17 protein-coding genes are annotated in these 22,570 nt (G+C 74.0%); 9 read left to right on the top strand and 8 right to left on the bottom strand.

The features are described 5' to 3' along the window. Positions 1 to 84: 84 nt before the first annotated feature. Positions 85 to 288, bottom strand: coding sequence for a hypothetical protein (locus HPT28_RS11525; RefSeq protein WP_219090938.1), 204 nt, complete (start codon positions 286 to 288; stop codon positions 85 to 87). A gap of 86 nt (positions 289 to 374) precedes the next feature. Then, positions 375 to 3,806 carry a S41 family peptidase gene (locus tag HPT28_RS11520; RefSeq protein WP_219090937.1) on the bottom strand — a complete coding sequence of 1,144 codons (3,432 nt, stop codon included), beginning with the start codon at positions 3,804 to 3,806 and terminating at the stop codon, positions 375 to 377. A gap of 265 nt (positions 3,807 to 4,071) precedes the next feature. Between HPT28_RS11520 and HPT28_RS11515 the strand changes: the two genes are divergently transcribed. After that, positions 4,072 to 6,321 (top strand): MMPL family transporter, encoded by a 2,250-nt coding sequence (locus HPT28_RS11515; RefSeq protein ID WP_219090936.1) that lies wholly within the window; start codon positions 4,072 to 4,074, stop codon positions 6,319 to 6,321. A gap of 76 nt (positions 6,322 to 6,397) precedes the next feature. On the opposite strand, the gene HPT28_RS11510 is transcribed toward HPT28_RS11515, so the two are convergent. Then, on the bottom strand, positions 6,398 to 6,814 hold the full coding sequence (locus tag HPT28_RS11510; RefSeq protein ID WP_219090935.1) for an SsgA family sporulation/cell division regulator: 417 nt from the start codon (positions 6,812 to 6,814) through the stop codon (positions 6,398 to 6,400). 247 nt (positions 6,815 to 7,061) lie between these two features. Between HPT28_RS11510 and HPT28_RS11505 the strand changes: the two genes are divergently transcribed. The 4 genes from HPT28_RS11505 to HPT28_RS11490 all read left to right on the top strand — a co-directional run bounded on the left by HPT28_RS11505 (position 7,062) and on the right by HPT28_RS11490 (position 10,955). After that, complete coding sequence (locus tag HPT28_RS11505; RefSeq protein ID WP_219090934.1) at positions 7,062 to 8,129, top strand: energy-coupling factor ABC transporter permease; 1,068 nt, start codon at positions 7,062 to 7,064, stop codon at positions 8,127 to 8,129. 1 nt (position 8,130) lies between these two features. Further along, positions 8,131 to 8,895, top strand: coding sequence for a cobalt ECF transporter T component CbiQ (gene cbiQ, locus HPT28_RS11500; RefSeq protein WP_219090933.1), 765 nt, complete (start codon positions 8,131 to 8,133; stop codon positions 8,893 to 8,895). Continuing rightward, on the top strand, positions 8,883 to 9,677 hold the full coding sequence (locus HPT28_RS11495) for an ABC transporter ATP-binding protein (protein WP_219090932.1): 795 nt from the start codon (positions 8,883 to 8,885) through the stop codon (positions 9,675 to 9,677). Before cbiQ ends, HPT28_RS11495 begins: the two co-directional genes overlap by 13 nt. Before the next feature lie 84 nt (positions 9,678 to 9,761). Continuing rightward, positions 9,762 to 10,955: a serine hydrolase domain-containing protein gene (locus HPT28_RS11490; protein ID WP_219090931.1), complete on the top strand. Its 1,194-nt coding sequence runs from the start codon at positions 9,762 to 9,764 to the stop codon at positions 10,953 to 10,955. Between the two features lie 18 nt (positions 10,956 to 10,973). On the opposite strand, the gene HPT28_RS11485 is transcribed toward HPT28_RS11490, so the two are convergent. The 5 genes from HPT28_RS11485 to rsmI all read right to left on the bottom strand — a co-directional run bounded on the left by HPT28_RS11485 (position 10,974) and on the right by rsmI (position 15,053). Next, positions 10,974 to 11,873 carry a 4-(cytidine 5'-diphospho)-2-C-methyl-D-erythritol kinase gene (locus tag HPT28_RS11485; RefSeq protein WP_219090930.1) on the bottom strand — a complete coding sequence of 300 codons (900 nt, stop codon included), beginning with the start codon at positions 11,871 to 11,873 and terminating at the stop codon, positions 10,974 to 10,976. Between the two features lie 4 nt (positions 11,874 to 11,877). Then, positions 11,878 to 12,807, bottom strand: coding sequence for a 16S rRNA (adenine(1518)-N(6)/adenine(1519)-N(6))-dimethyltransferase RsmA (rsmA, locus tag HPT28_RS11480; protein WP_219090929.1), 930 nt, complete (start codon positions 12,805 to 12,807; stop codon positions 11,878 to 11,880). A 9-nt stretch (positions 12,808 to 12,816) separates the two neighbouring features. Continuing rightward, positions 12,817 to 13,671, bottom strand: coding sequence for a TatD family hydrolase (locus HPT28_RS11475; protein ID WP_219090928.1), 855 nt, complete (start codon positions 13,669 to 13,671; stop codon positions 12,817 to 12,819). 124 nt (positions 13,672 to 13,795) lie between these two features. After that, positions 13,796 to 14,083 (bottom strand): hypothetical protein, encoded by a 288-nt coding sequence (locus HPT28_RS11470; RefSeq protein WP_219090927.1) that lies wholly within the window; start codon positions 14,081 to 14,083, stop codon positions 13,796 to 13,798. Between the two features lie 124 nt (positions 14,084 to 14,207). Beyond that, on the bottom strand, positions 14,208 to 15,053 hold the full coding sequence (gene rsmI / locus HPT28_RS11465) for a 16S rRNA (cytidine(1402)-2'-O)-methyltransferase (RefSeq protein WP_219090926.1): 846 nt from the start codon (positions 15,051 to 15,053) through the stop codon (positions 14,208 to 14,210). A 62-nt stretch (positions 15,054 to 15,115) separates the two neighbouring features. Here rsmI and HPT28_RS11460 point away from each other — a divergent pair, with 62 nt between their 5' ends. The 4 genes from HPT28_RS11460 (at position 15,116) to HPT28_RS11445 (ending at position 22,548) form a co-directional block, all read left to right on the top strand. Then, positions 15,116 to 16,792: a phospholipid carrier-dependent glycosyltransferase gene (locus HPT28_RS11460; protein WP_219090925.1), complete on the top strand. Its 1,677-nt coding sequence runs from the start codon at positions 15,116 to 15,118 to the stop codon at positions 16,790 to 16,792. A 140-nt stretch (positions 16,793 to 16,932) separates the two neighbouring features. Next, entirely contained in the window at positions 16,933 to 18,564 is a 1,632-nt protein-coding gene (locus HPT28_RS11455; protein ID WP_257578447.1) for a penicillin-binding transpeptidase domain-containing protein, read from the top strand. 126 nt (positions 18,565 to 18,690) lie between these two features. Continuing rightward, entirely contained in the window at positions 18,691 to 20,538 is a 1,848-nt protein-coding gene (locus HPT28_RS11450; protein ID WP_219090924.1) for an ABC-F family ATP-binding cassette domain-containing protein, read from the top strand. Between the two features lie 198 nt (positions 20,539 to 20,736). Continuing rightward, entirely contained in the window at positions 20,737 to 22,548 is a 1,812-nt protein-coding gene (locus HPT28_RS11445; RefSeq protein ID WP_219090923.1) for a PQQ-binding-like beta-propeller repeat protein, read from the top strand. Positions 22,549 to 22,570 lie beyond the last annotated feature (22 nt).

The raw sequence follows: 22,570 nt of genomic DNA, 5'->3' as shown, positions 1-22,570 counted from the left end.
GAGGGGAGATGAGTCGGGGCGCACCCCCGGGGAGGGGGTGCGCCCCGACGTCGGGCCCGCGTCGGCGGGCGGTCGCCGACCGGATCAGTGGCCGAGGCGATCACGCGCGTCGTCGGCCCGCTCGCCGAGCCGGTCCCGCTCCTCCTGGAGACGGTCCTGCATGTCCTGGCCGCGCTCCTCCTCGCGGTCGCCGCCACGGCCGGCCCGTCGTCGGGCCTCCTCCTTCGCGCGCTGCGCGGCGTCCTTCGCGTTCTGCGTCTTGTTCTTGAACTCGTCCTGCATACCCATGTTCCGCTGCTCCACGTCAGTGTGAGAGAACGGCCGTGATCGGCCGTGATCAGCCTGACACGCACCGGCATACTTCGCATGTCGGCCTAAACCGTGCGGGGTGGCAGTGGGGGGCGTCGACGGTCGGGGACGTCGGAGTGGTCGGGCGGTGTGCTCGCCGGGTTGCTCTCGAGGAGGTCCAGCGCCGTCCCGACGGCGGTGCTCAGGACCGTGTAGCGGCCCTCCGCCCAGTCCAGCGGCGTGCGCAGGGCCTCGATGTCCGGGGCGACGCCGAGGTTCTCCACGTCCCACCCGTAGGCGTCGAACCAGGCGGCGTTCATCGGGACGGTGATGATCGTGCCGTCGCCGAGCCGGTGACGTCCCGTCATGCCGACGACGCCGCCCCAGGTGCGGGAGCCGACGACGGGCCCGAGCCCGAGGAGTTTGAAGGCCGCGGTGATCATGTCGCCGTCGGAGGAGGTCGCCTCGTCGGCCAGGGCGACGATCGGCCCGCGCGGCGCGTTGGAGGTGTAGGACACCGGCTCGGCGCCCCGGGTGAGGTCCCAGCCGAGGATGCGGCGGGTCAGTCCCTCGACGACCAACTCGCTGATGTTGCCGCCCGCGTTGCCGCGCACGTCCACGATGAGCGCGGGCCGGGTGACCTCCATGCGCAGGTCCCGGTTGAACTGCGCCCAGCCCGAGCCGCCCATGTCGGGGATGTGCAGGTAACCGCACTTCCCGTCGCTCAACTCGCGTACCACGGCGCGGCGTTTGGCGACCCAGTCCTGGTATCGCAGCGGCCGTTCGTCGACCAGCGGGACGACGGCGACCCGCCGCGGCGGCCCGGAGCCGTCGGGGCTGCGGAAGGCCAGCTCCACCGTGGTGCCCCCGGCGCCGGACAGCAGCGGGTAGGGCCCGGCCACCGGGTCGACGGGGCGGCCGTCGACATGGGTGAGGACGGCGCCCTCCCGGATGCCGGAACCGGCCAGCGGGGAGCGGGCCCTGGGGTCCGAGGACTCGCCCGGCAGGATGCGCGAGACCAGCCACTCGCCGTCCTTCGTCCGCGCGAGGTTGGCGCCCAGCAGCCCGATGGGCCGCTGGTAGTGCGGCGGCCCCTCGTTGCGCCGGGACCCGGCCACGTAGGCGTGCGACGTGCCCAGCTCGCCCAGGACCTCGCGCAGCAGGTCCGCGAACTCGTCGGGGGACGCCACCGCGTCCACCAGCGGCCGGTACTGGTCGAGGACGGCGTCCCAGTCGATGCCGCACATGCCCGGGTCCCAGAAGTAGGCCCGGGTGATCCGCCCGGCCTCCTCGAAGGACTGCCGCCACTGCTCGACGGGGTGGACCTCGTGCATGATGCGGCGCAGGTCGATCCACACCGTGGAGTCGCTGTCGGGGCTGTCGTTGGCGGGCACGGCCCGCAGGTCGCCCTCGTCGTTGAGGACCATGCGGGTGCCGTCGCCGCTGACGGCGAAGGAGTCGACGTCGACGCTGAGTTCCACCCGCTTGGCACGGGCGATGTCGAAGTACTCCAGCGTCGGGCGGCCCGAGGTGTCGGCCGGGTTGACGAACGTCTCGCCCAGCGCGCCGGAGATGGGGTAGCGCAGCCACACCACCCCGCCCCCGGCCACCGGTTGCAGCGCCGAGTACTTCGAGGCGGCCACCGGGAACGGCGTGACCCGGCTGGCCAGCCCCTCCGCCTCCACCATCACCGCGCGGTCCTCGTCGAAGCCGCTGGGCGTCTCGCGCGGGTCGAGGCCGCCGGCGGCGGGGCGGCCCTCCGGGTTGAGCGCGAACGGCGAGGGCGTCGCGGAGGACAGCGGGACGAGGTACGGGCGGCAGCCCAGCGGGAACGACAGGTCGCCGGTGTGCACGTCGTAGACCGGGTCGAAGCCCCGCCAGGACAGGAACGCGAGGTACCGCCCGTCCCGCGTGAACACCGGCTGCTCGTCCTCGAAGCGGCCGTTGGTGACCTCGATGACCGTGCCGTCCGCGAGCCGGCCGATCCGGATCTCCCGCAGGGAGCGTCCGACCCCGGGGTGTGCCCAGGCCAGCCACTGCGAGTCGGGGGAGAAGGCGAGGTCCCGGACCGGGCCGTTGGCGGAGCGCACCAGCTCGGTGACGGCCGGTTCGGGCCCCTCGTCCTCGTCCGCCGGCCCGTCCTGACCGGCGTCTGGCGGCGTGGTTCCCGCGCCCTCCTCCCCGCCGCCGTCCCCCGTCGTGCGCCGCGCGGTCAGGTCGTTCCCGCGCTCCAGTAGCCCGGCGACGTCGACGAGCAGCAGCCGTCCGTCGTGCGTGGCGACGGCGAGGGTGCCGCCGTCCGGGGAGGCGACCAGCTCGTGGACGAGCCCGAGCCGTCCGGACGCCATCCGGCGCGGCCTCTGGCCGCCGCTGGCCCTCGGCAGGTAGGCGAGCTCGATGGCGTCGGCGCCCTCGGCGTCGGTGACGTAGGCGATGCGCCCGGTGGCGCCCAACATCTCCGGCAGCCGTACCCGCACGCCGGGCGTGGTGGAGATGACCCGGGCCGGTCCCTCGCGGTGGGTGAGCCAGTACAGGCTGCCGCCGACGCACACGGCGCTGGCCCGCCCGGTGGTGTCCACCGCGAGGCCGTCGAGCCGGGTGGCGGCCGGGACCTGGTAGCTCCGGCGCCCGGGGCGCGGCCCGCACAGCCGCACGTCCAGCCGCCGTGGCTGCCCGTCGGGGCTCAGGTCGTCCACCAGCCACAGGCCCCCCGCGCACTGGTAGACGACGCGGCTGCCGTCGGTGGCGGCGTGCCGGGCGTAGAAGTCGGCGTGGTCGGTGTGGCGGCGGAGGTCGGAGCCGTCGGGGCGGCAGGAGTACACGTTGCCGACGCCCTCGTGGTCGGAGAGGAAGGCGACCCGCCAGGCGGGCTGCCCGTCCTCCTCGGTCCGCGTCCCGTCGCGCACGAACATGGGGGAGTCGAGGTGGCCGGCCAGCTCGGGCAACAGCCGCTCGCCGTGCAGCCACATCCGTCCCGTGGCGCCGCCCCGGTAGCGCTTCCAGGCGGCCGGCTCGTGCGGCGGACGGCCGGTCAGCAGGAGGGTGCGGCGCTCACCGCCGGGGAAGTCGCGCAGGTCGGCGACGGCGATGTCGCTGCACGGACCCCAGGGGAGCTGCCCGCCGGGCCCGCCGTCGAGCGGCAGCCGGTAGGCCCAGGTGAAGTAGGAGAAGGGCTGCCCGTGGGAGGCCACGGCCAGGATGTCGCCCTCCGGCGTCCAGCCGCAGACGCGGGTGTCCGGCGCGCCCCAGTACGTCAGCCGCCGGGCCGGGCCGCCGGCGACGTCGACGAGGTGGATCTCCGGGTCCAGGCTGCGCCAGGAGGTGAAGGCGATGTGCCGCCCGTCGGGGGAGAAGCGGGGCGGCCCGACCCGCGTGCGGTCGACGGTGAGCCGCCACGCTCGCCCCGGCGGCTCGCCCGCCGGGGCGAGCGGTGCCGCCCACACGTCGTCCTCGGTGACGAAGCAGAGCAGGTCACCGTGGAGGTGCGGATACCGGAGGTACGCGGCGTCGTCACTCACCCCTCTTATGGTTCGGCCGTGCCAGGGGCCCGGCAAGTCGGCCCGGCCCGCGCGAGTGCGTGTGAGACGCGCGCCCGGGGGTGAACCGTTCCACAGCGGGGATGTGACCTACGCCTCAGTTTCGAGGGGCGGGCACCCGTACAGTGCGCCTGGGCGTCTCTTCTGTCAGGGGCTGTCATTTTCCGAGCCGACCGGCCCCGCACCGCCGAACTGTCCGATCATCTCGCACCGACCGCCCGCACGACCAGACCGGAGTAACCCTCCCGTGGCCACTTTCCTGTACAAACTCGGCCGGCTCGCCTTCCGGCGGCGGCGCATCGTAGCCCTGCTGTGGGCGGCGCTGCTCGTCGTCGTGATCGGCGCCGCCTCCACCGCCGGTGATCCGCCGGACGACGAGTTCGCCCTGCCCGGGACGGAGTCCCAGCAGGCCTTCGACCTGATGGAGGAGCGCAGCCCCGGGGACGCCGCCGCCGACGGCGCCCAGGGCCGTTTCGTCTTCAAGGCCCCGGACGGGGAGAAGATCACCGACCCGGAGAACCGGGCCGCCGTGGAGAAGGTGCTCGGCGAGCTCTCCCCGGAGAAGCACAGCCAGGTCGTCGGCGTCCCGAACCCCTTCGAGGCCAAGTCGATCAGTGAGGACGCCACCACCGCCATCGCGAACGGCGTCTACGAGGTGCCGGGCCCCGAGCTGACGGACGAGACCCGGGGGCAGATCGAGGACGCGGTCGAGCTCGGGCGGGACGCGGGGCTGACCGTCGAGGTCGGCGGTGACGTGCTGTTCGTCGAACCCGAGATGGGCAACGGCGAGATCATCGGCATCGGGGTCGCCGCGCTCGTCCTCATCCTCACCTTCGGCTCGCTCGTGGCCGCCGGGCTGCCGCTGATCACCGCCCTGATCGGCGTCATGATCGGCGTCACCGGCATCGCGGCGCTCGGCTCCACGCTGGGTCTGTCGGCCACCACGAACACGCTCGCCATGATGATCGGCCTCGCCGTCGGCATCGACTACGCGCTGTTCATCGCCTCCCGGTACCGGGCCGAGCTGATGGAGGGCCGGGACCGCGAGGAGGCCATCGGCCGGGCCGTCGGCACCGCCGGCTCCGCCGTCGTCTTCGCCGGTCTGACGGTCGTCATCGCGCTGGCCGGCCTCGCCGTCGTCAACGTGCCGATCCTGACCAAGATGGGTCTCGCGGCCGCGGCCACGGTCGTCATCGCGGTGCTGGTCGCCATCACGCTCGTGCCCGCCGCGCTCGGCATGGTCGGCAAGCGGATCTTCGGCCGCAAAGTGCGCAAGGCCAACCCGGAGACCGGCGTTCCGCCGATGCCCTCCGAGGACGCCAAGCCGAGCCTGGGCGCCCGCTGGGCCGGCTTCACGCTGCGCCGCCCTCTCGTCGTCCTGCTGACCGCGGTCATCGGGCTCGGCGCCGTCGCCATCCCGGTCGGCAGCATGACGCTCGGCCTGCCGGACGACGGCAACTCGCCCACCTCCACCACGCAGCGCCGCGCCTACGACCTGGTCGCGGAGGGCTTCGGCCCCGGGTTCAACGGCCCGCTGATGGTCGTCGTCGACCTGGACGAGGTCGTCGAGAAGGGCGGGGACGCGGACCGCACGGTCCGCGACATCGGCGACTCCCTGCGGGATCTCGAGGGCGTCGCCGTCGTCGGCGAGCCGGAGATGATGAACGAGGAGAAGAACGCGGCCGTCGTGCCCGTCATCCCCGAGACCCGGCCCAGCAGCGTCGAGACCGAGGACCTGGTCCGCGAGATCCGCGGCATGTCCGGGCAGATCGAGGAGCAGTACGGCGCGGTCGTGCTCGTCTCCGGGTTCACCGCCAGCCTCATCGACTTCTCACAGGTCATGGACGACGCGCTGGTGCCCTATCTGACGCTGGTCGTCGGCCTGGCCTTCGTCCTGCTGCTGATGGTCTTCCGCTCGGTGCTGGTGCCGCTCAAGGCGGCCCTCGGCTTCCTGCTGTCGGTGCTCGCCGCGCTCGGCGCCGTCGTCGCCGTCTTCCAGTGGGGCTGGGCTGCCGGGCTGCTGGGCGTGGACCAGACCGGCCCGATCATGAGCATGATGCCGATCTTCATGATCGGTGTGATCTTCGGCCTGGCGATGGACTACGAGGTCTTCCTCGTCACCCGGATGCGGGAGGCCTACGTCCACGGCGAGCGGCCCGGCCAGGCCGTCGTCACCGGCTTCAAGCTGGGCGCCCGCGTCGTCACGGCCGCCGCCGTCATCATGATCAGCGTCTTCGCGGGCTTCATCGGGGCCGGCGACTCCATGATCAAGATGATGGGCTTCGGCCTCGCCATCGCCATCCTGTTCGACGCGTTCGTCGTGCGCATGGCCATCGTCCCGGCGGTGCTCGCGCTGCTCGGCGACAAGGCCTGGTGGCTGCCGAAGTGGCTTGACCGCATCCTGCCCAACGTCGACGTGGAGGGTGAGCGGCTGCAGCAGCACCTCACCGCCACCAAGACCGCGCCCGACCCCGCCCCCGAGCACGCCAGGGTCTGACGCCGGCATCCCGCCGACGCCCGGTGGCCCGGTACCGCACGCGGTACCGGGCCACCGGTGTGTCGGGGGATCGGGCTCAGACGGGGCCGAGGAGGGCGGCCAGGGCGGCGTCGACGTCGATGCGGGAGGACTCGGCGGCCTCCGGTACGAACGTGTACGTCGCCGCCAGGAAGCGGTGGAGGTCCTCGCGGCGGAGCTCGACCAGTGCGGTGCCCTGCGGTGCGCACAGCTCCAGCACCGTGCGGCCCGCCCCGCCCGGGCGGATGCGGACGTCGCCCTCCCCGGCCGGTCCGCGCAGCCCGTCGTCGAGCAGGCGGCGGGCGAAGACCCAGGTCACCTCGGTGCCGTTCAGCGAGGCCTCGGCGGGAAAGGCGACGCGCATGGCGAGCGGGTCGGCGCCGTCGTAGTGCAGCGTGGCCGGCACCGGCCCGGAGCCGGGGCGGCCGGGCAGCCGTACCCGGACGGTGTGGTCGATGGTCAGCGGTCGTCGCATGCGTCGGCTCCTTCGCGGGCGGGCGCCCGTCCACCCCGTAAGACCCGAAAATCACCGTCCTGGTGCGGCTCGGCGGCTGTGAGCTGCCCCACAGGCTTCCCTGACCTGGCCTTCCTCCGCCGAGGGGCCGTGGGTGCCGTCCGCGGTGTGAGACATGCGCTCTTGCAAGCCGTTCGCAACTGGGGACTATCATCGTCCGGTCGCAGCCGCGACCGAAATGATTCAGCCGACCGTGAGGCGATCAGCCATGCATGTCCCCGACGGATTCTTCGACGCCCCCGTCTCGGTGGCCGCAGGGGCGGTCGCCGTCACCGCAGTCGCGGTGTCCCTCAAGGGCGCCCGACGTGAGCTGGACGAGCGGGCCGCCCCGCTCGCCGGGCTCGTCGCGGCCTTCGTCTTCGCCGTCCAGATGATCAACTTCCCGGTGGGTGCCGGAACCAGCGGCCACCTCATGGGCGGTGCGCTGGCGGCCATACTCGTCGGCCCCTACACGGCCGTGCTGTGCCTGTCCGTCGTCCTCATGCTCCAGGCGCTGCTCTTCGCCGACGGCGGCATCACCGCGCTCGGCGTCAACATCACGCTGCTCGGCGTCGTCGCCGTCCTCGTCGCCTACCCGCTCTTCCGGCTGCTCGCCACGGCCCTGCCCCGGCGCCGCAGTTCGCTGACGGCCGCCGCCTTCGTCTCCGCCCTCGTGTCGGTGCCCGTCGCGGCCATGGTGTTCACCCTGCTCTTCGCCGTCGGCGGCACGGCCGACATCTCGACCGGCTCCGTCTTCGCCGCCATGACCGGCGTCCACACCGCCATCGGCGTCGGGGAAGGCGTCATCACCGCGCTGGCCGTCGGTGCCGTCCTCGCCGCCCGCCCCGACCTCGTCCACGGCGCCCGCGGCCTGCGTGCCCCGCTCGTCCTGCGCGACGCCAGCGGCTCCGAGACCGAGGTCCCCGCCGCGGAGCCGCGGCCCGAGGAGCAGCCCGCCACCGCCCGCTCCATCCGCCCGCTGTGGGTGGGCGGCCTGGCCGCCACCGTCGTCTGCGCGGGCTTCCTGAGCTTCTACGCCTCCTCCGAGCTCGACGGGCTGGAGCGCGTCGCCACCGACCACGAGATCATCCAGCAGGCCGAGGACAGCGCCACGGCGGACTCCCCGCTGGCCGACTACGGCGTCGAGGGGGTCGACAACGAGCGGCTCTCCGGCGGCCTGGCCGGGCTGATCGGCGTCACCGCCGCGCTCGGCGTCGGCACCGGCTTCTACCTGCTCGCCCGGCGCCGGGAGGCCGGGCGGAACGCCGCGGGCACTCCGCGGCGCGAAAGCGTCTGACATGGGGGCCGGGCACGCCCACGCCCTCTACCGGCACGGTCACTCACCGGTGCACCGGCTGCCCGCGCACTGCAAGATCGTCGCAACGCTCGCCTTCGTCCTCGCCGTCGTGTCCACGCCCCGCACCGCCGTGTGGGCCTTCGGCGGCTACGCGCTGCTGCTCGCCGCCGTGGCCGTCGCCGCCCGGGTACCGCCGGGCTTCCTGCTGCGGCGGATGCTCGTCGAGGTGCCCTTCGTCGTCTTCGCCGTCCTGCTGCCCTTCCTCGCCGAAGGGCCGCGGGTGGAGTGGCTGGGGCTGTCGCTGAGCGAGTCCGGGCTGTGGAGCGCGTGGAACATCCTCGCCAAGGGCACCCTCGGCGTGGCCGGCTCCGTCCTGCTCGCCGCCACCACGGAGCTGCGGGACCTGCTGCTCGGGCTGCGCCGCCTCAGGCTGCCCGCGCTCCTCGTGCAGATCGCCGCGTTCATGGTGCGCTACCTCGACGTCATCGCCGGCGAACTGCGCCGTATGCGGATCGCCCAGGCGTCCCGCGGCCTCGACGCCCGCGGCGTGCGGCAGTGGGGGACGCTCGCCAGGACCGCGGGCGCCCTGTTCATCCGCTCCTACGAACGCGGCGAGCGGGTCCACCTGGCCATGCTCAGCCGCGGCTACACCGGCGCCATGCCGGATCTCGACAACGGCACCGCGACGCGCCCGGCCCAGTGGGCGGCCGCCGCCGCACTCCCCGGCGCCGCCCTCCTCGTCTGCCTGATGGGATGGACCCTGTGAGCCCCGCACTCGTCCCCGCCCCCACTCCCGAGGCCGCCTCGCTGGACGTCTCCGGCCTCGCCTACGCCTACCCCGACGGGCACCAGGCGCTGTTCGGCGTCGACCTCACCATCGGCCGCGGCGAGCGCGTGGCCCTCCTCGGCCCCAACGGCGCCGGGAAGACCACCCTCGTCCTGCACCTCAACGGCATCCTGACCGCCGGAGCCGGACGGGTCAGCGTCGGCGGACTGCCCGTCGCCAAGACCCACCTCGCCGAGATCCGCCGCCGCGTCGGCATCGTCTTCCAGGACCCGGACGACCAGCTCTTCATGCCCACCGTCCGGGAGGACGTCGCCTTCGGCCCCGCCAACGCCGGACTGCGCGGCCCCGAACTCGACGCCCGGGTCCGGGAGGCGCTGGACCGCGTCGGCATGGGCGACGCCGCCGACCGGGCCCCGCACCATCTCTCCTTCGGCCAGCGCCGCCGTGTCGCCGTCGCCACCGTGCTGGCCATGCGGCCGGAGATCCTCGTCCTCGACGAGCCCTCCTCCAACCTCGACCCGGCCGCCCGTCGCGAACTCGCCGAGATTCTGCGGGGACTCGACGTCACCGTGCTCATGGTCACCCACGACCTGCCCTACGCCCTGGAGCTGTGCCCCCGCTCGGTGATCCTCAGCGACGGCGTCATCGCAGCCGACGGCCCCACCCGCACCCTGCTGTGCGACGACGCCCTCCTGCGCGCCCACCGGCTGGAGCTGCCCTTCGGCTTCGACCCCCGCTCGGTCGCCCTCCCGGACGCGTAGCGCACCATAGGGGACGACCAGTACGACACCGGCCACGCCCACCCCGCGGGCGGCCGGACGGCACCAGGCAGGAGCAGCAGCGCAGTGACCGAGGTCCAGGGCACGGTGGCCGCCGGTTTCGAACCGGTACTGCACGCCTTCCGGGCGGGCTTCACCGAGCGCGGTGACGTCGGTGCCGCGGTCACCGTCTACCGCGACGGCCGCCCCGTCGTCGACCTGTGGGCCGGCCATGCGGAAGCCGACGCCTCCGGGACCGACGCGCGGCCCTGGCAGCGCGAGACCGCGCAGATCGTCCGCTCGGCGACCAAGGGCCCCGCCGCCGCCGTCCTCCACCTGCTGCACCAGCGCGGAAGGATCGACCTGGACGCGCCCGTCGGCACGTACTGGCCCGAGTTCAAGGCCCGCGGCAAGGAGCGCGTCCTCGTCCGGCACCTCCTCGCCCACCGCGCCGGGCTGCCCGTCCTCGACACCCCCCTCACTCCCGAGCAGGCCCGGGACGGCGCCAGCGGCCCGGCCGCGCTCGCCGCCCAGGCCCCGCTGTGGGAGCCCGGCACCGCCCACGGCTACCACGCGCACACCTACGGCTGGCTGCTCGGCGAGGTCGTCGCCCGGGCCACGGGACGCAGCCTCGGCCGCTGGTTCGCCGAGGAGATCGCCGCCCCGGTCGGCCTGGACCTGTGGATCGGGCTCCCGGACGCCGAAGCCCACCGCGTGGGACGCGTCGCCCCGGTGACCGCGCCCGAACCCCCGGCCTCCGCGGGGCTGAAGGTCCGTCCCAAACCCGCCGTAGCCCGCGCCCACCAGGACCCCACCTCCGTCACCCGGCGCGCGTTCACCGTCATCGACCCGCTGCCGGACGAGAACGACCCCGCCTACCGCGCCGCCGAGCACCCCGCCTCGGCGGGCGTGGCCACCGCCCACGCACTGGCCCGCTTCTACGCCGCGCTCCTCGGCCCCGTGGACGACGTCGGGCGCGGCCCCGGGACCCGGCTCTACGCTCCGGCCACGCTCGCGCTCGCCCGCACCGAGGAATCCGCGGGCCCGGACCGCGTCCTCCTCGTCCGCACCCGCTTCGGCTCCGGGTACATGCTGCACGGGCCCTCGTCGCCCCTGCTCTCCCCGTCCTCCTTCGGACACCCGGGCCGCGGCGGCTCGCTCGCCTTCGCCGACCCGGAGCACGGCCTCGGCTTCGGCTACGTCACCTGCGGCCTTCAGCGGTCCGTGACGTCCGACCCCCGTCCCCAGGCCCTCGTCCGCGCCCTCCGCGGCTGTCTCTGAGGCTCCGCCGGCCCCGGCTCAGGCGGGCAGGGCGGTGGCGCCGGGGGCCGGGGAGGAGGCGGGGCGGGCGGCGCGGCAGGTGCCGGAGGCGGTGAGAGCCTCGGCCACCTTGCGGGCGGCGGCCGCGTCGGCGGTGAGGAAGGCGCAGGTCGGGCCGGAGCCGGAGACGAGGGCGGCGAGGGCGCCCGCCTCCGTGCCGGCGGCGAGGGTGTCGGCCAGGGCCGGGCGCAGGGACAACGCGGCGGGCTGGAGGTCGTTGGCGAGGGTCGCGGCGAGCCCGTGGACGTCGCCGGTGCGCAGCGCGTCGAGCAGGGCCGGGGACGGCTCGGGCTGGGGGACGTCGTGGCCGGCGGTCAACCGGTCGAACTCGCGGTAGACGGCCGGGGTGGACAGGCCGCCGTCGGCCACCGCGAAGACCCAGTGGAAGGTGCCGCCGACCTGAAGCGGGGTCAGCAGCTCGCCCCGGCCCCGGCCGAGGGCGGCGCCGCCGACCAGCGAGAAGGGGACGTCCGAGCCCAGCTCCGCGCAGATCTCCAGCAGTTCGGCGCGGGGCGTGCGGGTGCCCCACAGGGCGTCGCAGGCGAGCAGGGCGCCCGCGGCGTCGGCGCTGCCGCCGGCCATGCCGCCGGCGACCGGGATGTCCTTGGCGATGTGCAGGTGGACGTCGGGGGCGATGCCGTGCCGGGCGGCCAGCAGCCGGGCGGCGCGGACCGCCAGGTTGGAGTCGTCGAGGGGCACCTGGCCGGCGTCCGGCCCGGTGCAGGTGAGGCGCGGCTCGGCCGCGGGCGTCGCGGTGACCTCGTCGTACAGGCCGACGGCGAGGAACACGTTGGCCAGGTCGTGGAAGCCGTCGGGGCGGGCCGGGCCCACCGCCAGCTGCACGTTGACCTTCGCCGGCACCCGAACCGTGACGCTCATCCCGTCAGTCCCCCTCGACCGTTCGTTCCGTCTCTTCGACGTTCTTCCCGATGGCCGCCGCCTGTTCGGCGATCGCGGCGAAGTCCGTCACCGTCAGCGACTCGCCCCGCGCCTGCGGCGAGACGCCCGCCGCCCGCAGGGCCTGCTCCGCGGCGGCGGCCGAACCGGCCCAGCCGCTCAGCGCGGCCCGCAGCGTCTTGCGGCGCTGGGCGAAGGCGGCGTCCACGACGGCGAACACCTCCGCCCGGCTCGCGGTGGTGGCCGGCGGTTCCCGGCGCACCAGCGACACCAGCCCGGAGTCCACGTTCGGCGCGGGCCAGAACACGTTCCGCCCGATGGCCCCGGCCCGCCTGACGTCCGCGTACCAGGCGGCCTTGACGGACGGCACGCCGTAGACCTTGGAGCCGGGGGCCGCCGCCAGCCGGTCCGCGACCTCGGACTGCACCATGACCAGCGTCCGCTCGATCGTCGGGAACGTGGCGAGCATGTGCAGCAGCACCGGGACGGCGACGTTGTAGGGCAGGTTGGCCACGAGCGCGGTGGGCTCGGGGCCCGGCAGCTCGGTGACGCGCATGGCGTCCGAGTGGACGAGGGAGAACCGCTCGGCGGCCTCGGGCAGGCGGCTGGCCACCGTGCCCGGCAGGGCCGCGGCCAAGGCGTCGTCGATCTCGACCGCGGTGACCCAGCGGGCCGTCTCCAGCAGGGCCAGGGTCAGGGAGCCCAGCCCCGGGCCGATCTCCACCACGACGTCCTCGGGCCGCACCTGGGCGGTGCGCACGATGCGGCGGACGGTGTTGGCGTCGATCACGAAGTTCTGCCCGCGCTGTTTGGTGGGCCGCACCCCGAGCGCGGCGGCCAGCTCGCGCACGTCGGCGGGCCCGAGCAGCGCGTCCGGCGCACCGGCCGCGGCGGCGGGGTCGGGGGGTGTGCTCACCAGGGCAGTCTACGGGGCGGGCGGATAGCCGAAGGCCCGCGCGGTGTTCTCCGCGACGTGCCCGGCGAGCACGTTCACGTCCGTCCGCCGCACCTCGGCCATGGCCCGCAGCGTGACCGGGATCAGATAGGGCGCGTTCGGGCGGCCCCGGTAGGGGACGGGGGTGAGGAACGGCGCGTCCGTCTCGACGAGCAGCAGCTCCGGCGGGGCAACGGCCAGGGCGTCCCGGAGTGGTTGGGCGCTCTTGAACGTCACGTTGCCGGCGAAGGACATGTAGTAGCCCTTGGCGGCGCAGACCTTCGCCATCTCCGCGTCGCCGGAGTAGCAGTGGAAGACGGTCCGTTCCGGGGCGCCCTCCTCGTCCAGGATGCGCAGGACGTCGTCGTGGGCGTCGCGGTCGTGGATGACCAGTGCCTTGTCGAGCTCCTTGGCGAGCGCGATGTGCCGGCGGAAGGACTCCTGCTGGGCGGCGATGCCCTCGGGGCCGGTGCGGAAGTAGTCGAGCCCGGTCTCGCCGACGGCCAGCACCTGCGGGAGGGCGGCCAGCTCGGCGATGCCCGCCAGCGCGTCCTCCAGCGCCCGGGGGCCCTCCTCCAGCGCCAGCCGCGGCGCCTCGTTCGGGTGCAGCGCCACGGCCGCCCAGACCGCCGGATGCTCGCCCGCGACCTCGGCCGCCCAGCGGGCGCGCTCCAGGTCGCAGCCGATCTGCACGACGGTCGTGACCCCGACCGAGGCTGCCTTCTCCAGGGCCTCGGCCACGGTGGCGTCCTGCATGTCGAGGTGGGTGTGGGAGTCGGCCACGGCCACGTCGAGGGGCTCGGGCAGCGGTGGCGCGGACGGGTCGGCGGTCGATGACGCGGGCATGCGTCCGATCCTATGGGCTGCCTGCTGCCACCCGCTCAGTCGGGACGTCCGCCCACGCGGCCCCGGCCGCTCGTGTGGTCCCGGCGGGCCGCGCGGCCCCGGCGGGTCATCGTTCCGGCGGGCCTCAGTGGCTGAGCGGCGGCCAGCCCACCCCCATCGCCGTCGCGACCGAGGCGGCCTGCCCCGCGCGCACGATCCGTACGTCGTGCCCGGTGCACTGGGGACAGGTGAGCCGGCTGAGCGGGGAGGGGACCCGCTCGCCGTCGGCGAAGTAGAGCAGGTACGGCCGGTTGTCCCGGTCGACGTGGTGCTCGATCTCGTACGTCTGCTCCCACGACTGGCCGCAGGCCAGGCAGGCGAAGGCGTACGACTCCTGGACCGTACGCGGCGGCGCGTCCCTGAAGTCGGTCATCGCGGCTCCTCCCACTACCGAATTCGAGCGTAAACCCGTACTGGGGAGTAGGAGATATCGGTGCAGAGTGCCGCATAACGGCAATACGGCGCGTGGCGGGCCCCGGGACCCGGGCCCGGGGACCCTACGGCCGGGGCTTGGCGGCGACGACGGCGTCGAACACCGCGCGCTTGCGCACGCCCGTCTCCTTGGCCACCGCCGCGATGGCCTCCTTGCGCGGCTCGCCCGCCTCCTCGCGAGCCGCGACCCGCCGGGCGAGCTCCGTCGCGTCCAGCTCGGCGGCGTCCGGCTCCGGGGCGCCGGCCACCACGACGGTGATCTCCCCGCGCACGCCCTCCGCGGCCCAGGCGGCCAGCTCCGCCAGCGGGCCGCGCCGGACCTCCTCGTACGTCTTCGTCAACTCGCGGCACACGGCCGCCCGCCGGTCCGGGCCGAACGCCTCCGCCATCGCGGCCAGCGTGGCCGCGAGCCGGTGCGGGGACTCGAAGTAGACGAGGGTCCGGCGCTCGCCGGCGAGCTCGGCCAGCCGGGACCGCCGCTCGCCCGGTTTGCGGGGCGGGAAGCCCTCGAAGCAGAACCGGTCCACCGGCAGCCCCGACAGGGCCAGCGCCGTCAGCACCGCCGACGGCCCGGGCACGGCCGTCACCCGGACCCCGTGCTCGACCGCGGCGGCCACGAGCCGGTACCCGGGGTCGGACACGGACGGCATGCCCGCGTCCGTCACCAGCAGGACCCGGGCCCCGCCGGTCAGCTCCCCGGTCAGCTCCTCGGTGCGCGCGGCCTCGTTGCCCTCGAAGTACGACACGACGCGCCCGGCCGGCCGCACCCCGAGGGCCTGGGTCAGCCGCCGCAGCCGTCGGGTGTCCTCGGCGGCGACGATGTCGGCCTCGGCCAGCTCCGTCGCCAGCCGGGGCGGGGCGTCGGCCACGTCGCCGATGGGGGTTCCTGCGAGTACGAGCGTTCCGGTCACCGCACCATCCTCGCACCGCCGCCTGCGGGGGCGGTGCGCCCCGCGTTCCCTACGATGTCCCGGTGAGGAGTGAGATCACGGCGCCGGGGCGCCCCGCGACCGAACCCACCCGCTCCGGGTGGCCGGACCGGCTGCGCCGCTACGGGTACGCCCCCCGGCCGCGCGCCGGCGTGCGGGAGCGGCTGGTCCCGCCCTTCCCGGTGGCGCGGACGCGCGTGTGGTCGGCACTCGGCGTCGAGCCGCGGTGGCGCGGCTGGGGCGGGCCGCTCCTCGTCGCGCTCGTGGCCGGGCTGATGCGGTTCTGGCGGCTCGGCTCCCCGCACGAGGTGATATTCGACGAGACGTACTACGCCAAGGACGCCTGGTCGCTGCGGGAGCTGTTCTACGAGGGCACCTGGGACAAGGGGGCCAACGAGGCCATCCTGGCCGACCCGCAGTCGATCCCGCTCCTGGAGACCCCCTCCTACGTCGTGCATCCGCCGGTGGGCAAGTGGGTCATCGCGGTGGGCGAGCAGCTCTTCGGCCTGACGCCGTTCGGCTGGCGCTTCATGGTGGCGGTGCTGGGCACCCTGTCCGTGCTCATGCTGTGCCGGATCGGCCGCCGGCTGTTCCGCTCGACCCTGCTCGGCTGCGTCGCGGGCGCGCTGCTGGCCGTGGACGGGCTGCACTTCGTCATGAGCCGCACCGCGCTGCTCGACATCGTCCTCATGTTCTTCGTGCTGGCGGCCTTCGGCTGTCTGCTCCTCGATCGCGACCGGACGCGGGCCCGGCTGGCCGCCGCCCTGCCCGGGGACCGTCCGGACGACGCCGTCGCCAGCACCGTGCCGCTGGGCGCGCGGCCCTGGCGGCTCGCGGCCGGGGTCTGCCTCGGGCTGGCCTGCGGGACGAAGTGGAGCGGGCTGTTCGTGCTGGCCGCGTTCGGCCTGCTCGCCGTCGCCTGGGACGTCGGAGCCCGGCGCACCGCGGGGGCCCGGCGACCGCTGCGGGCCGTGCTCCGCCGGGACGCGGGCCCCGCCTTCCTCTCGCTCGTCCCCGTCGCGGGGCTGGTCTACCTGGCGTCCTGGAGCGGCTGGTTCGCCAGCGACGGCGGCTACTACCGGAACTGGCACGAGGGGCCGGGGGCCGAGACGTCCTTCGGCTTCGTGCCCGGCCCGCTGCGCAGCCTGTGGCACTACGAGTGGCAGAAGCTCACCTTCCACGTCGACCTCACCGACGAGCACGCCTACGACTCCCACCCGTGGAGCTGGCTCGTGACCGCGCGGCCGGTGTCGTACTTCTACGAGTCCCGCGAGCCGGGCGAGGGCGGCTGCGCGGAGGGCGGCGGCTGCGCCCAGGAGGTGCTGGCGCTGGGCACGCCGCTGCTGTGGTGGCTCGGCTGCGCCGCGCTCGTGTACGCCCTCTACCGCTGGGCGCTGCGGCGGGACTGGCGCTCCGGCGCGCTGCTGTGCGGGCTCGCGGCGGGCTACCTGCCGTGGTTCGTCTTCCAGGAACGCACCATCTTCTACTTCTACGCCGTCGTGTTCGTGCCGTTCCTGTGCCTCGCGGTCGCCCAGCTGCTGGGCGCCGCCGCCGGCCCGCCGCGCTCGACGGAGGTGCGCCGGGCCGTCGGGCTGGTGGCCTGCGGGGTGCTCGCGCTGCTCGTCGTGTGGAACTTCGTCTACTTCTGGCCCCTCTACACCGGGCAGGAGCTGTCCATGGCCGAGTGGCGCGCCCGCATGTGGCTGGGCACCTGGATCTGACCGGCGGGCGGGCCGCTCTGTCACACTCCGGCAACGGCCCGGCTCTGGGAAGGGCGGTGCCCTCACACCGCCGGGCGCGTGCTCTAGGGTGCGACGTGGTCCCCGGTGGCCGCCGGGGAGGGGTGGAGGACCGAGGACTTATGAGAGACGCTCAGCGCATGGCGGTGATCGGCGCCGTCTGTGCCGTTGCTGTGGCGACGGCCGGTTTCGGCGCGTACGCCCTGGTGGGGGACGACGGGGACAGCGGCAACAGCACCGTGAGCGGCCAGGACGACGGCAAGCCCGGCGAGAAGGAGACGGGCCCGCTCAGCGCCACCGAGGTGCGGGGCGCGGCGGAGGCGTTCCTCACCGCGTGGGAGTCCGGGGACGCCGCGAAGGCGGCCGAGCTCACCGACGAGGAGGGCGCTGCCAGGGCCGCGCTGACGGCGTTCACCGAGGACGCCGGGGTGACGGGCGTGACGCTCACCGAGGGCGCGCCCAGCGGGGCGAAGGTGCCCTTCGGCCTCACGGCCCAGGTCGCCCACGAGGACGTGACCGGCAGCGTCGAGTACGACGGCGCGCTGACCGTCGTCCGGGACGCCGACACCGGGGAGCCCGTCATCGACTGGGAGCCCTCCGTGCTGCACCCGGAGCTGGCCGAGGGGGAGCGGATCGTCACCGACGCGGGCGGCATGCCCGAGGTGGTCACCGTCGACCGGGACGGCGAGGAGCTGACGGCCGAGGAGTTCCCCGAGCTGAAGGAGGTGCTCCTCGACGTCTCCAAGCGCTACGCCGAGGACTCCGAGGGCGTCGCCCCCGTCTCGATGCGGATCGTCGACAAGGGCGGCGAGGAGAAGAAGGTTCTGAAGAAGCTGTCGAAGGGCGAGCCGGGCAAGATCCCGACCACCATCGACGCGAACCTCCAGCGGGCCGCGCAGGCCGCGCTCAAGGACAAGAACGGCGCGGCCGTCGCCATCCGGCCCAGCACCGGCGAGATCCTGGCCATCGCGGACGCCCCGGCCGGCGGCTTCAACCTCGCGCTGCGCGGCTCGTACGCCCCGGGCTCGACCTGGAAGGTCGTCAGCGCTTCGATGCTCATCGAGAAGAACCTGGCCAGCGCCGACAAGCCGCACCCCTGCCCGAAGTACTTCACCCACGGCGGCTGGAAGTTCCAGAACCTGGACGAGTTCGAGATCAAGGGCGGCACCTTCCGGGACAGCTTCGCCGCGTCCTGCAACACCGCCTTCATCAGCCAGGCTCCCGAGCTCGCCGACGACGACCTCACCCAGCAGGCCCGGGACCTCTTCGGCATCGGTCTGACCTGGAGCGTCGGCACCGGGACGTTCGACGGCTCGGTGCCCGTGCAGGCCGACGCCCAGATGGCCGCCTCCCTGATCGGCCAGGGCGGCGTGCGGGCGAACCCCCTCAACATGGCCTCCGTCGCGGCGACGGTGAAGGCGGGCGTGTTCAAGCAGCCGTACCTCGTCCCGCCCACGGTGGACAACCGCAAGCTGGCCACCGCGCCGCGCGCGATGAGCCCGGCGCTGGCGGCCGAGCTGCGCTCGCTGATGAAGACGACGGCCACCAGCGGCACCGCCGCCCAGGCGATGGCCTCCGTCGGCGGCGACAAGGGCGGCAAGACCGGTTCCGCGGAGGTGGACGGCCAGGACAAGCCCAACGCGTGGTTCATCGGCTACAGCGACGACCTGGCCGCCGCCGCGGTGATTCCGAACTCGGGACACGGCGGCACGAACGCCGGACCGGTCGTGGCGGAGATCCTGGGCGCGGGCTGACCCGCCCCGGCCTGACCCGCCGACTCCACCCCGGCCTCCGCCCCGCGCCCGGACCGCCCCCGGGTGCGGGGCGAATGGTGCGACTACGCTGGGGAATTGCCCCACCGTGACAAGGAGCCGCACCGTATGGCCGTCAACCTGGTCAATCTGGAAGCCGTCAGCAAGGCGTACACGCTGCGCACCCTGCTGGACGGCGTCTCCCTCGGCGTGAGTGAGGGGGACCGGATCGGGGTCGTGGGCCGCAACGGCGACGGCAAGACGACGCTGATCCGCATCCTGGCCAAGCTGGAACGGGCCGACGAGGGCCGCGTCACCCATGCGGGCGGGCTTCGGCTGGGCGTGTTGACGCAGCACGACGCCCTGGACCCGACCGCCACCGTGCGCCAGGAGGTCGTCGGTGAGCTGGCCGACCACGAGTGGGCCGGGAACGCCCGGGTGCGGGACGTGCTGACCGGGCTGTTCGGCGGGCTGGACCTCCCCGGCTTCCCCCAGGGCATGGACACCGTCATCGGCCCGCTCTCCGGCGGCGAGCGGCGCCGGATCGCCCTGGCCAAGCTCCTCATCGCCGAGCAGGACCTCGTCGTGCTCGACGAGCCCACCAACCACCTCGACGTCGAGGGCATCTCCTGGCTCGCGGCGCACCTGCGCGCCCGCCGCTCGGCGCTCGTGTGCGTCACCCACGACCGCTGGTTCCTCGACCAGGTCTGCACCCGGATGTGGGACGTGCAGGGCGGTGTCGTCCACGAGTACGAGGGCGGCTACAGCGACTACGTCTTCGCCCGGGCCGAGCGCGAGCGCATCGCCGCGTCGGAGGAGGCCAAGCGGCGCAACCTCGTCCGCAAGGAGCTGGCCTGGCTGCGCCGGGGCGCCCCCGCCCGCACCAGCAAGCCACGCTTCCGGATCGAGGCGGCCAACGCGCTGATCGAGAGCGAGCCGCCCGCCCGCGACAGCGCCGAGCTGACGCGCTTCGCCGGGGCCCGGCTCGGCAAGACGGTGTTCGACCTGGAGGACGTCACCGTCCAGGCCGGCCCGCACGCGCTGCTGGAGCATCTGACCTGGCAGCTGGGGCCGGGCGACCGCATCGGCCTCGTCGGCGTCAACGGAGCGGGCAAGACGTCGCTGCTGCGCGCCATGGACTCCGCGGCGCGCAGTGACGGCGAGGAGCAGCCCGCCGGGGGCCGGATCACCGTGGGACGCACGGTGCGGCTGGCGTACCTGTCCCAGGAGGTGTCCGAGCTCGACCCGGCCCTGCGGGTGCTGGAGGCCGTGGAGGGCGTCCGGGGCCGGGTGGACCTGGGCAAGGGGCGCGAGATGACCGCATCGCAGCTCTGCGAGCAGTTCGGCTTCGGCAAGGAGAAGCAGTGGACGCCGGTGGGCGACCTGTCGGGCGGTGAGCGGCGCCGACTCCAGCTGCTGCGCCTGCTCATGGACGAGCCCAACGTGCTCTTCCTGGACGAGCCCACGAACGACCTGGACATCGAGACGCTGACGCAGCTGGAGGACCTGCTCGACGGCTGGCCCGGCTCGCTGGTCGTCATCAGCCACGACCGCTACTTCGTCGAGCGCACCACCGACCGGGTGTTCGCCCTGCTCGGTGACCGGACGCTGCGGATGCTGCCGCGCGGGATCGACGAGTACCTGGAGCGGCGCGAGCGGGCCCGGGCCGCCCAGGGGCCGGGCGGAGCGGCCGGCGGCGGCGCGACGGGCGCCGGTGCGACGGGTGGGGCCGCGGCCCCGGCCACCCCGGCGGCCGGGAAGCCCGCCGCCGTCTCCCGGGCCGCGCAGAAGGAGTTGCAGCGCATCGAGCGGCAGCTCGACAAGCTCGGGGAGCGGCAGAGCACCCTGCACGCGCGGATGGCCGAGTGCGCCACCGACTTCGAACGCGTCGCGGAACTCGACGGTGAGCTGCGCGAGCTGACGGAGCGGAAGGACGAGCTGGAGCTGCGCTGGCTGGAACTGGCCGACGGGCAGTGACCCGGCCCGGNCCGGCCCGGTGGCGACCGCGGCGTCTCCCGGGAACCGATCGAGGAGCCCTCGGTGTCCGGTGGTACAAAGGGCTTCGCCCAACTTCCAGTCGATTGCCGAGACCAGGCGGGCCAGATGTCCGATTCGCTCGTCCCTACGGGGGAATGAGGGGCAGGGCAATCGGTCCGCATGCGCAGAAGGATCGCCATGTCGCAGCCGCCGCCGCCCAACCAGCCGCCAGAGCCGCCGGGGCAGCCGCCGAACCAGCCGCCGTCCGGCGGCTTCGGCCCGCCGCAGGAGCCGCCGGCCGAGGGCCCCTCGTTCCAGAAGGGGCCGGAGCAGCCCGGTCAGCCGCCGCAGACCCCGCCGCCGCCCGGGCAGGCGCCCGGTGGCTACGGCTACCCGCAGGCGCCCGGCCAGGACCCGGCCCAGACGCCGCCGCCCGCGGGGTACGGCTACCCGCAGGGGCCCGGCCAGGCCCCGGGCCAGCCCGGGCCCTACGCGCAGCCGGGCCCGTACGGGCAGCCGGGCCAGCCCACCCCGTACGCCCAGCCGGGCCAGCCCGGCCCCTACGGCCAGCAGCCGACCTACCCGATGCCGAACGTGCCGCAGGGCCAGGGCGGCGGGAGCAAGAAGCTGCTCGTCATCGTGGCGGCCGTGGTGGCCGTCGCGCTGATCGCCGTCGGCGGCATCTTCCTGTTCACCAGCCGTGACGACGACGCGCAGGCCAAGGACGACGACAAGGGCCACAGCCAGGGCGGCGAGGACGGCGGCCAGGACGGTGGCCAAGACGGCGGCAAGGGGGGCGAGCAGAAGAAGCCGCAGGACACCAACGGCGAGCTGGCCTGGCAGGTAGAGCCGCCCACCGACTTCAACGCCAAGATCATCATGGAGCTCCCGGGCGTCTGGTTCGCCGGGGACAACGTCGTCAAGTACGAGCACGACGCGGTCCGCGCCTACAACCTGGAGACGGGGCAGAAGGCCTGGGAGATCCCGGCGGTCCGCGGTGAGCGGTGCGCCGCGGCGGACACGGCCTCCGGTGACAAGACGATGATCCTGTGGGGCCGCAAGTGCGAGAAGGCCATGGGCATCGACCTCGCGGCCGGCAAGGAGCTGTGGCGAGCGGACCTTCCGGCCAAGGAGGGCGAGAGCATGGCCGACGTCAGCTACCCGCAGATCGGGGTCAGCGGCGACATCGCCGGCGCCGCCTGGATCGGCGGCTCGGCCGCCTACAACCTGACCAGCGGCAAGCTGCTGTGGAAGCCCACCGAGGACTACACCAAGTGCCGGGACCGCGCCTATGTGGGCGGGGAGATGTTCCTCTCGAAGGTCGAGTGCGGTTTCGGCGAGGAGGAGAAGCTCCAGCACCTGGACGCGAAGGGGGGCAAGAAGGCCGAGTGGGTCGCCCCGAACGGTGTGGAGATCAAGCGGGTGTTCTCGACCAACCCCCTGGTCATCGGTGTCAACGCGGGTGGTGAGAGCAGCATCTCGATCACCGACCTGATGGTTCTCTCCCAGGATCTGAAGCTCCAGCAGAAGATCACCGTCGACGAGGAGCGCTTCCAGTACAACTCCGCGGGCATCGGCCTGACGGACGCCCACAACGTCGTCGTGGACCCGGACGCCAACGTGATCTACCTGGAGACGAAGGCGCACCAGGGCGGCAAGAGCCGGACGAACGAGATCGTCTCCTACGACCTGGGGACCGGTGGCCAGAAGCAGGTCTTCGAGCTGGGCCAGGCGGGCAGCATCTCGCCGGTCGCCATGCACGAGGGGAAGCTGCTGGCCTTCGCCGACGGCGGCTACGAGGTCGAGGCCAACCTCCAGCTCCTGGACCCGGCGACGGGCGAGGGCGAGCTCTTCCTCGAACTGCCGACGGACGACGACGAGGACCTGCGGCGGATGACCACGACCTCCAACGCGCGTCCCCTGTACGGCGACGGCACGCTCCTGTTGGTCGCGCACCAGCTGTTCAAGGAGACCTCCCTCAACAAGGCGGTGCTGATGGCCGTGCGCTGAGCACGGGCCGCACCGGGCGGGC

This window comes from Streptomyces sp. JJ38, from assembly GCF_019303475.1.
Taxonomy (GTDB): domain Bacteria; phylum Actinomycetota; class Actinomycetes; order Streptomycetales; family Streptomycetaceae; genus Streptomyces.
Note: the sequence above shows the minus strand (reverse complement) of the source record. Positions and strands in the feature narration are given on the sequence as shown.

Bases quoted from the DNA above. Each gene is read 5' to 3' on its own strand.
- HPT28_RS11445 (WP_219090923.1), top strand. From the start codon at position 20,737: ATGTCGCAGCCGCCGCCGCCCAACCAGCCGCCAGAGCCGCCGGGGCAG.
- HPT28_RS11450 (WP_219090924.1), top strand. From the start codon at position 18,691: ATGGCCGTCAACCTGGTCAATCTGGAAGCCGTCAGCAAGGCGTACACG.
- HPT28_RS11470 (WP_219090927.1), bottom strand. From the start codon at position 14,083: ATGACCGACTTCAGGGACGCGCCGCCGCGTACGGTCCAGGAGTCGTAC.
- HPT28_RS11455 (WP_257578447.1), top strand. From the start codon at position 16,933: ATGAGAGACGCTCAGCGCATGGCGGTGATCGGCGCCGTCTGTGCCGTT.
- HPT28_RS11495 (WP_219090932.1), top strand. From the start codon at position 8,883: ATGGACCCTGTGAGCCCCGCACTCGTCCCCGCCCCCACTCCCGAGGCC.
- HPT28_RS11475 (WP_219090928.1), bottom strand. From the start codon at position 13,671: ATGCCCGCGTCATCGACCGCCGACCCGTCCGCGCCACCGCTGCCCGAG.
- HPT28_RS11485 (WP_219090930.1), bottom strand. From the start codon at position 11,873: ATGAGCGTCACGGTTCGGGTGCCGGCGAAGGTCAACGTGCAGCTGGCG.
- HPT28_RS11510 (WP_219090935.1), bottom strand. From the start codon at position 6,814: ATGCGACGACCGCTGACCATCGACCACACCGTCCGGGTACGGCTGCCC.
- HPT28_RS11505 (WP_219090934.1), top strand. From the start codon at position 7,062: ATGCATGTCCCCGACGGATTCTTCGACGCCCCCGTCTCGGTGGCCGCA.
- cbiQ (WP_219090933.1), top strand. From the start codon at position 8,131: ATGGGGGCCGGGCACGCCCACGCCCTCTACCGGCACGGTCACTCACCG.
- HPT28_RS11525 (WP_219090938.1), bottom strand. From the start codon at position 288: ATGGGTATGCAGGACGAGTTCAAGAACAAGACGCAGAACGCGAAGGAC.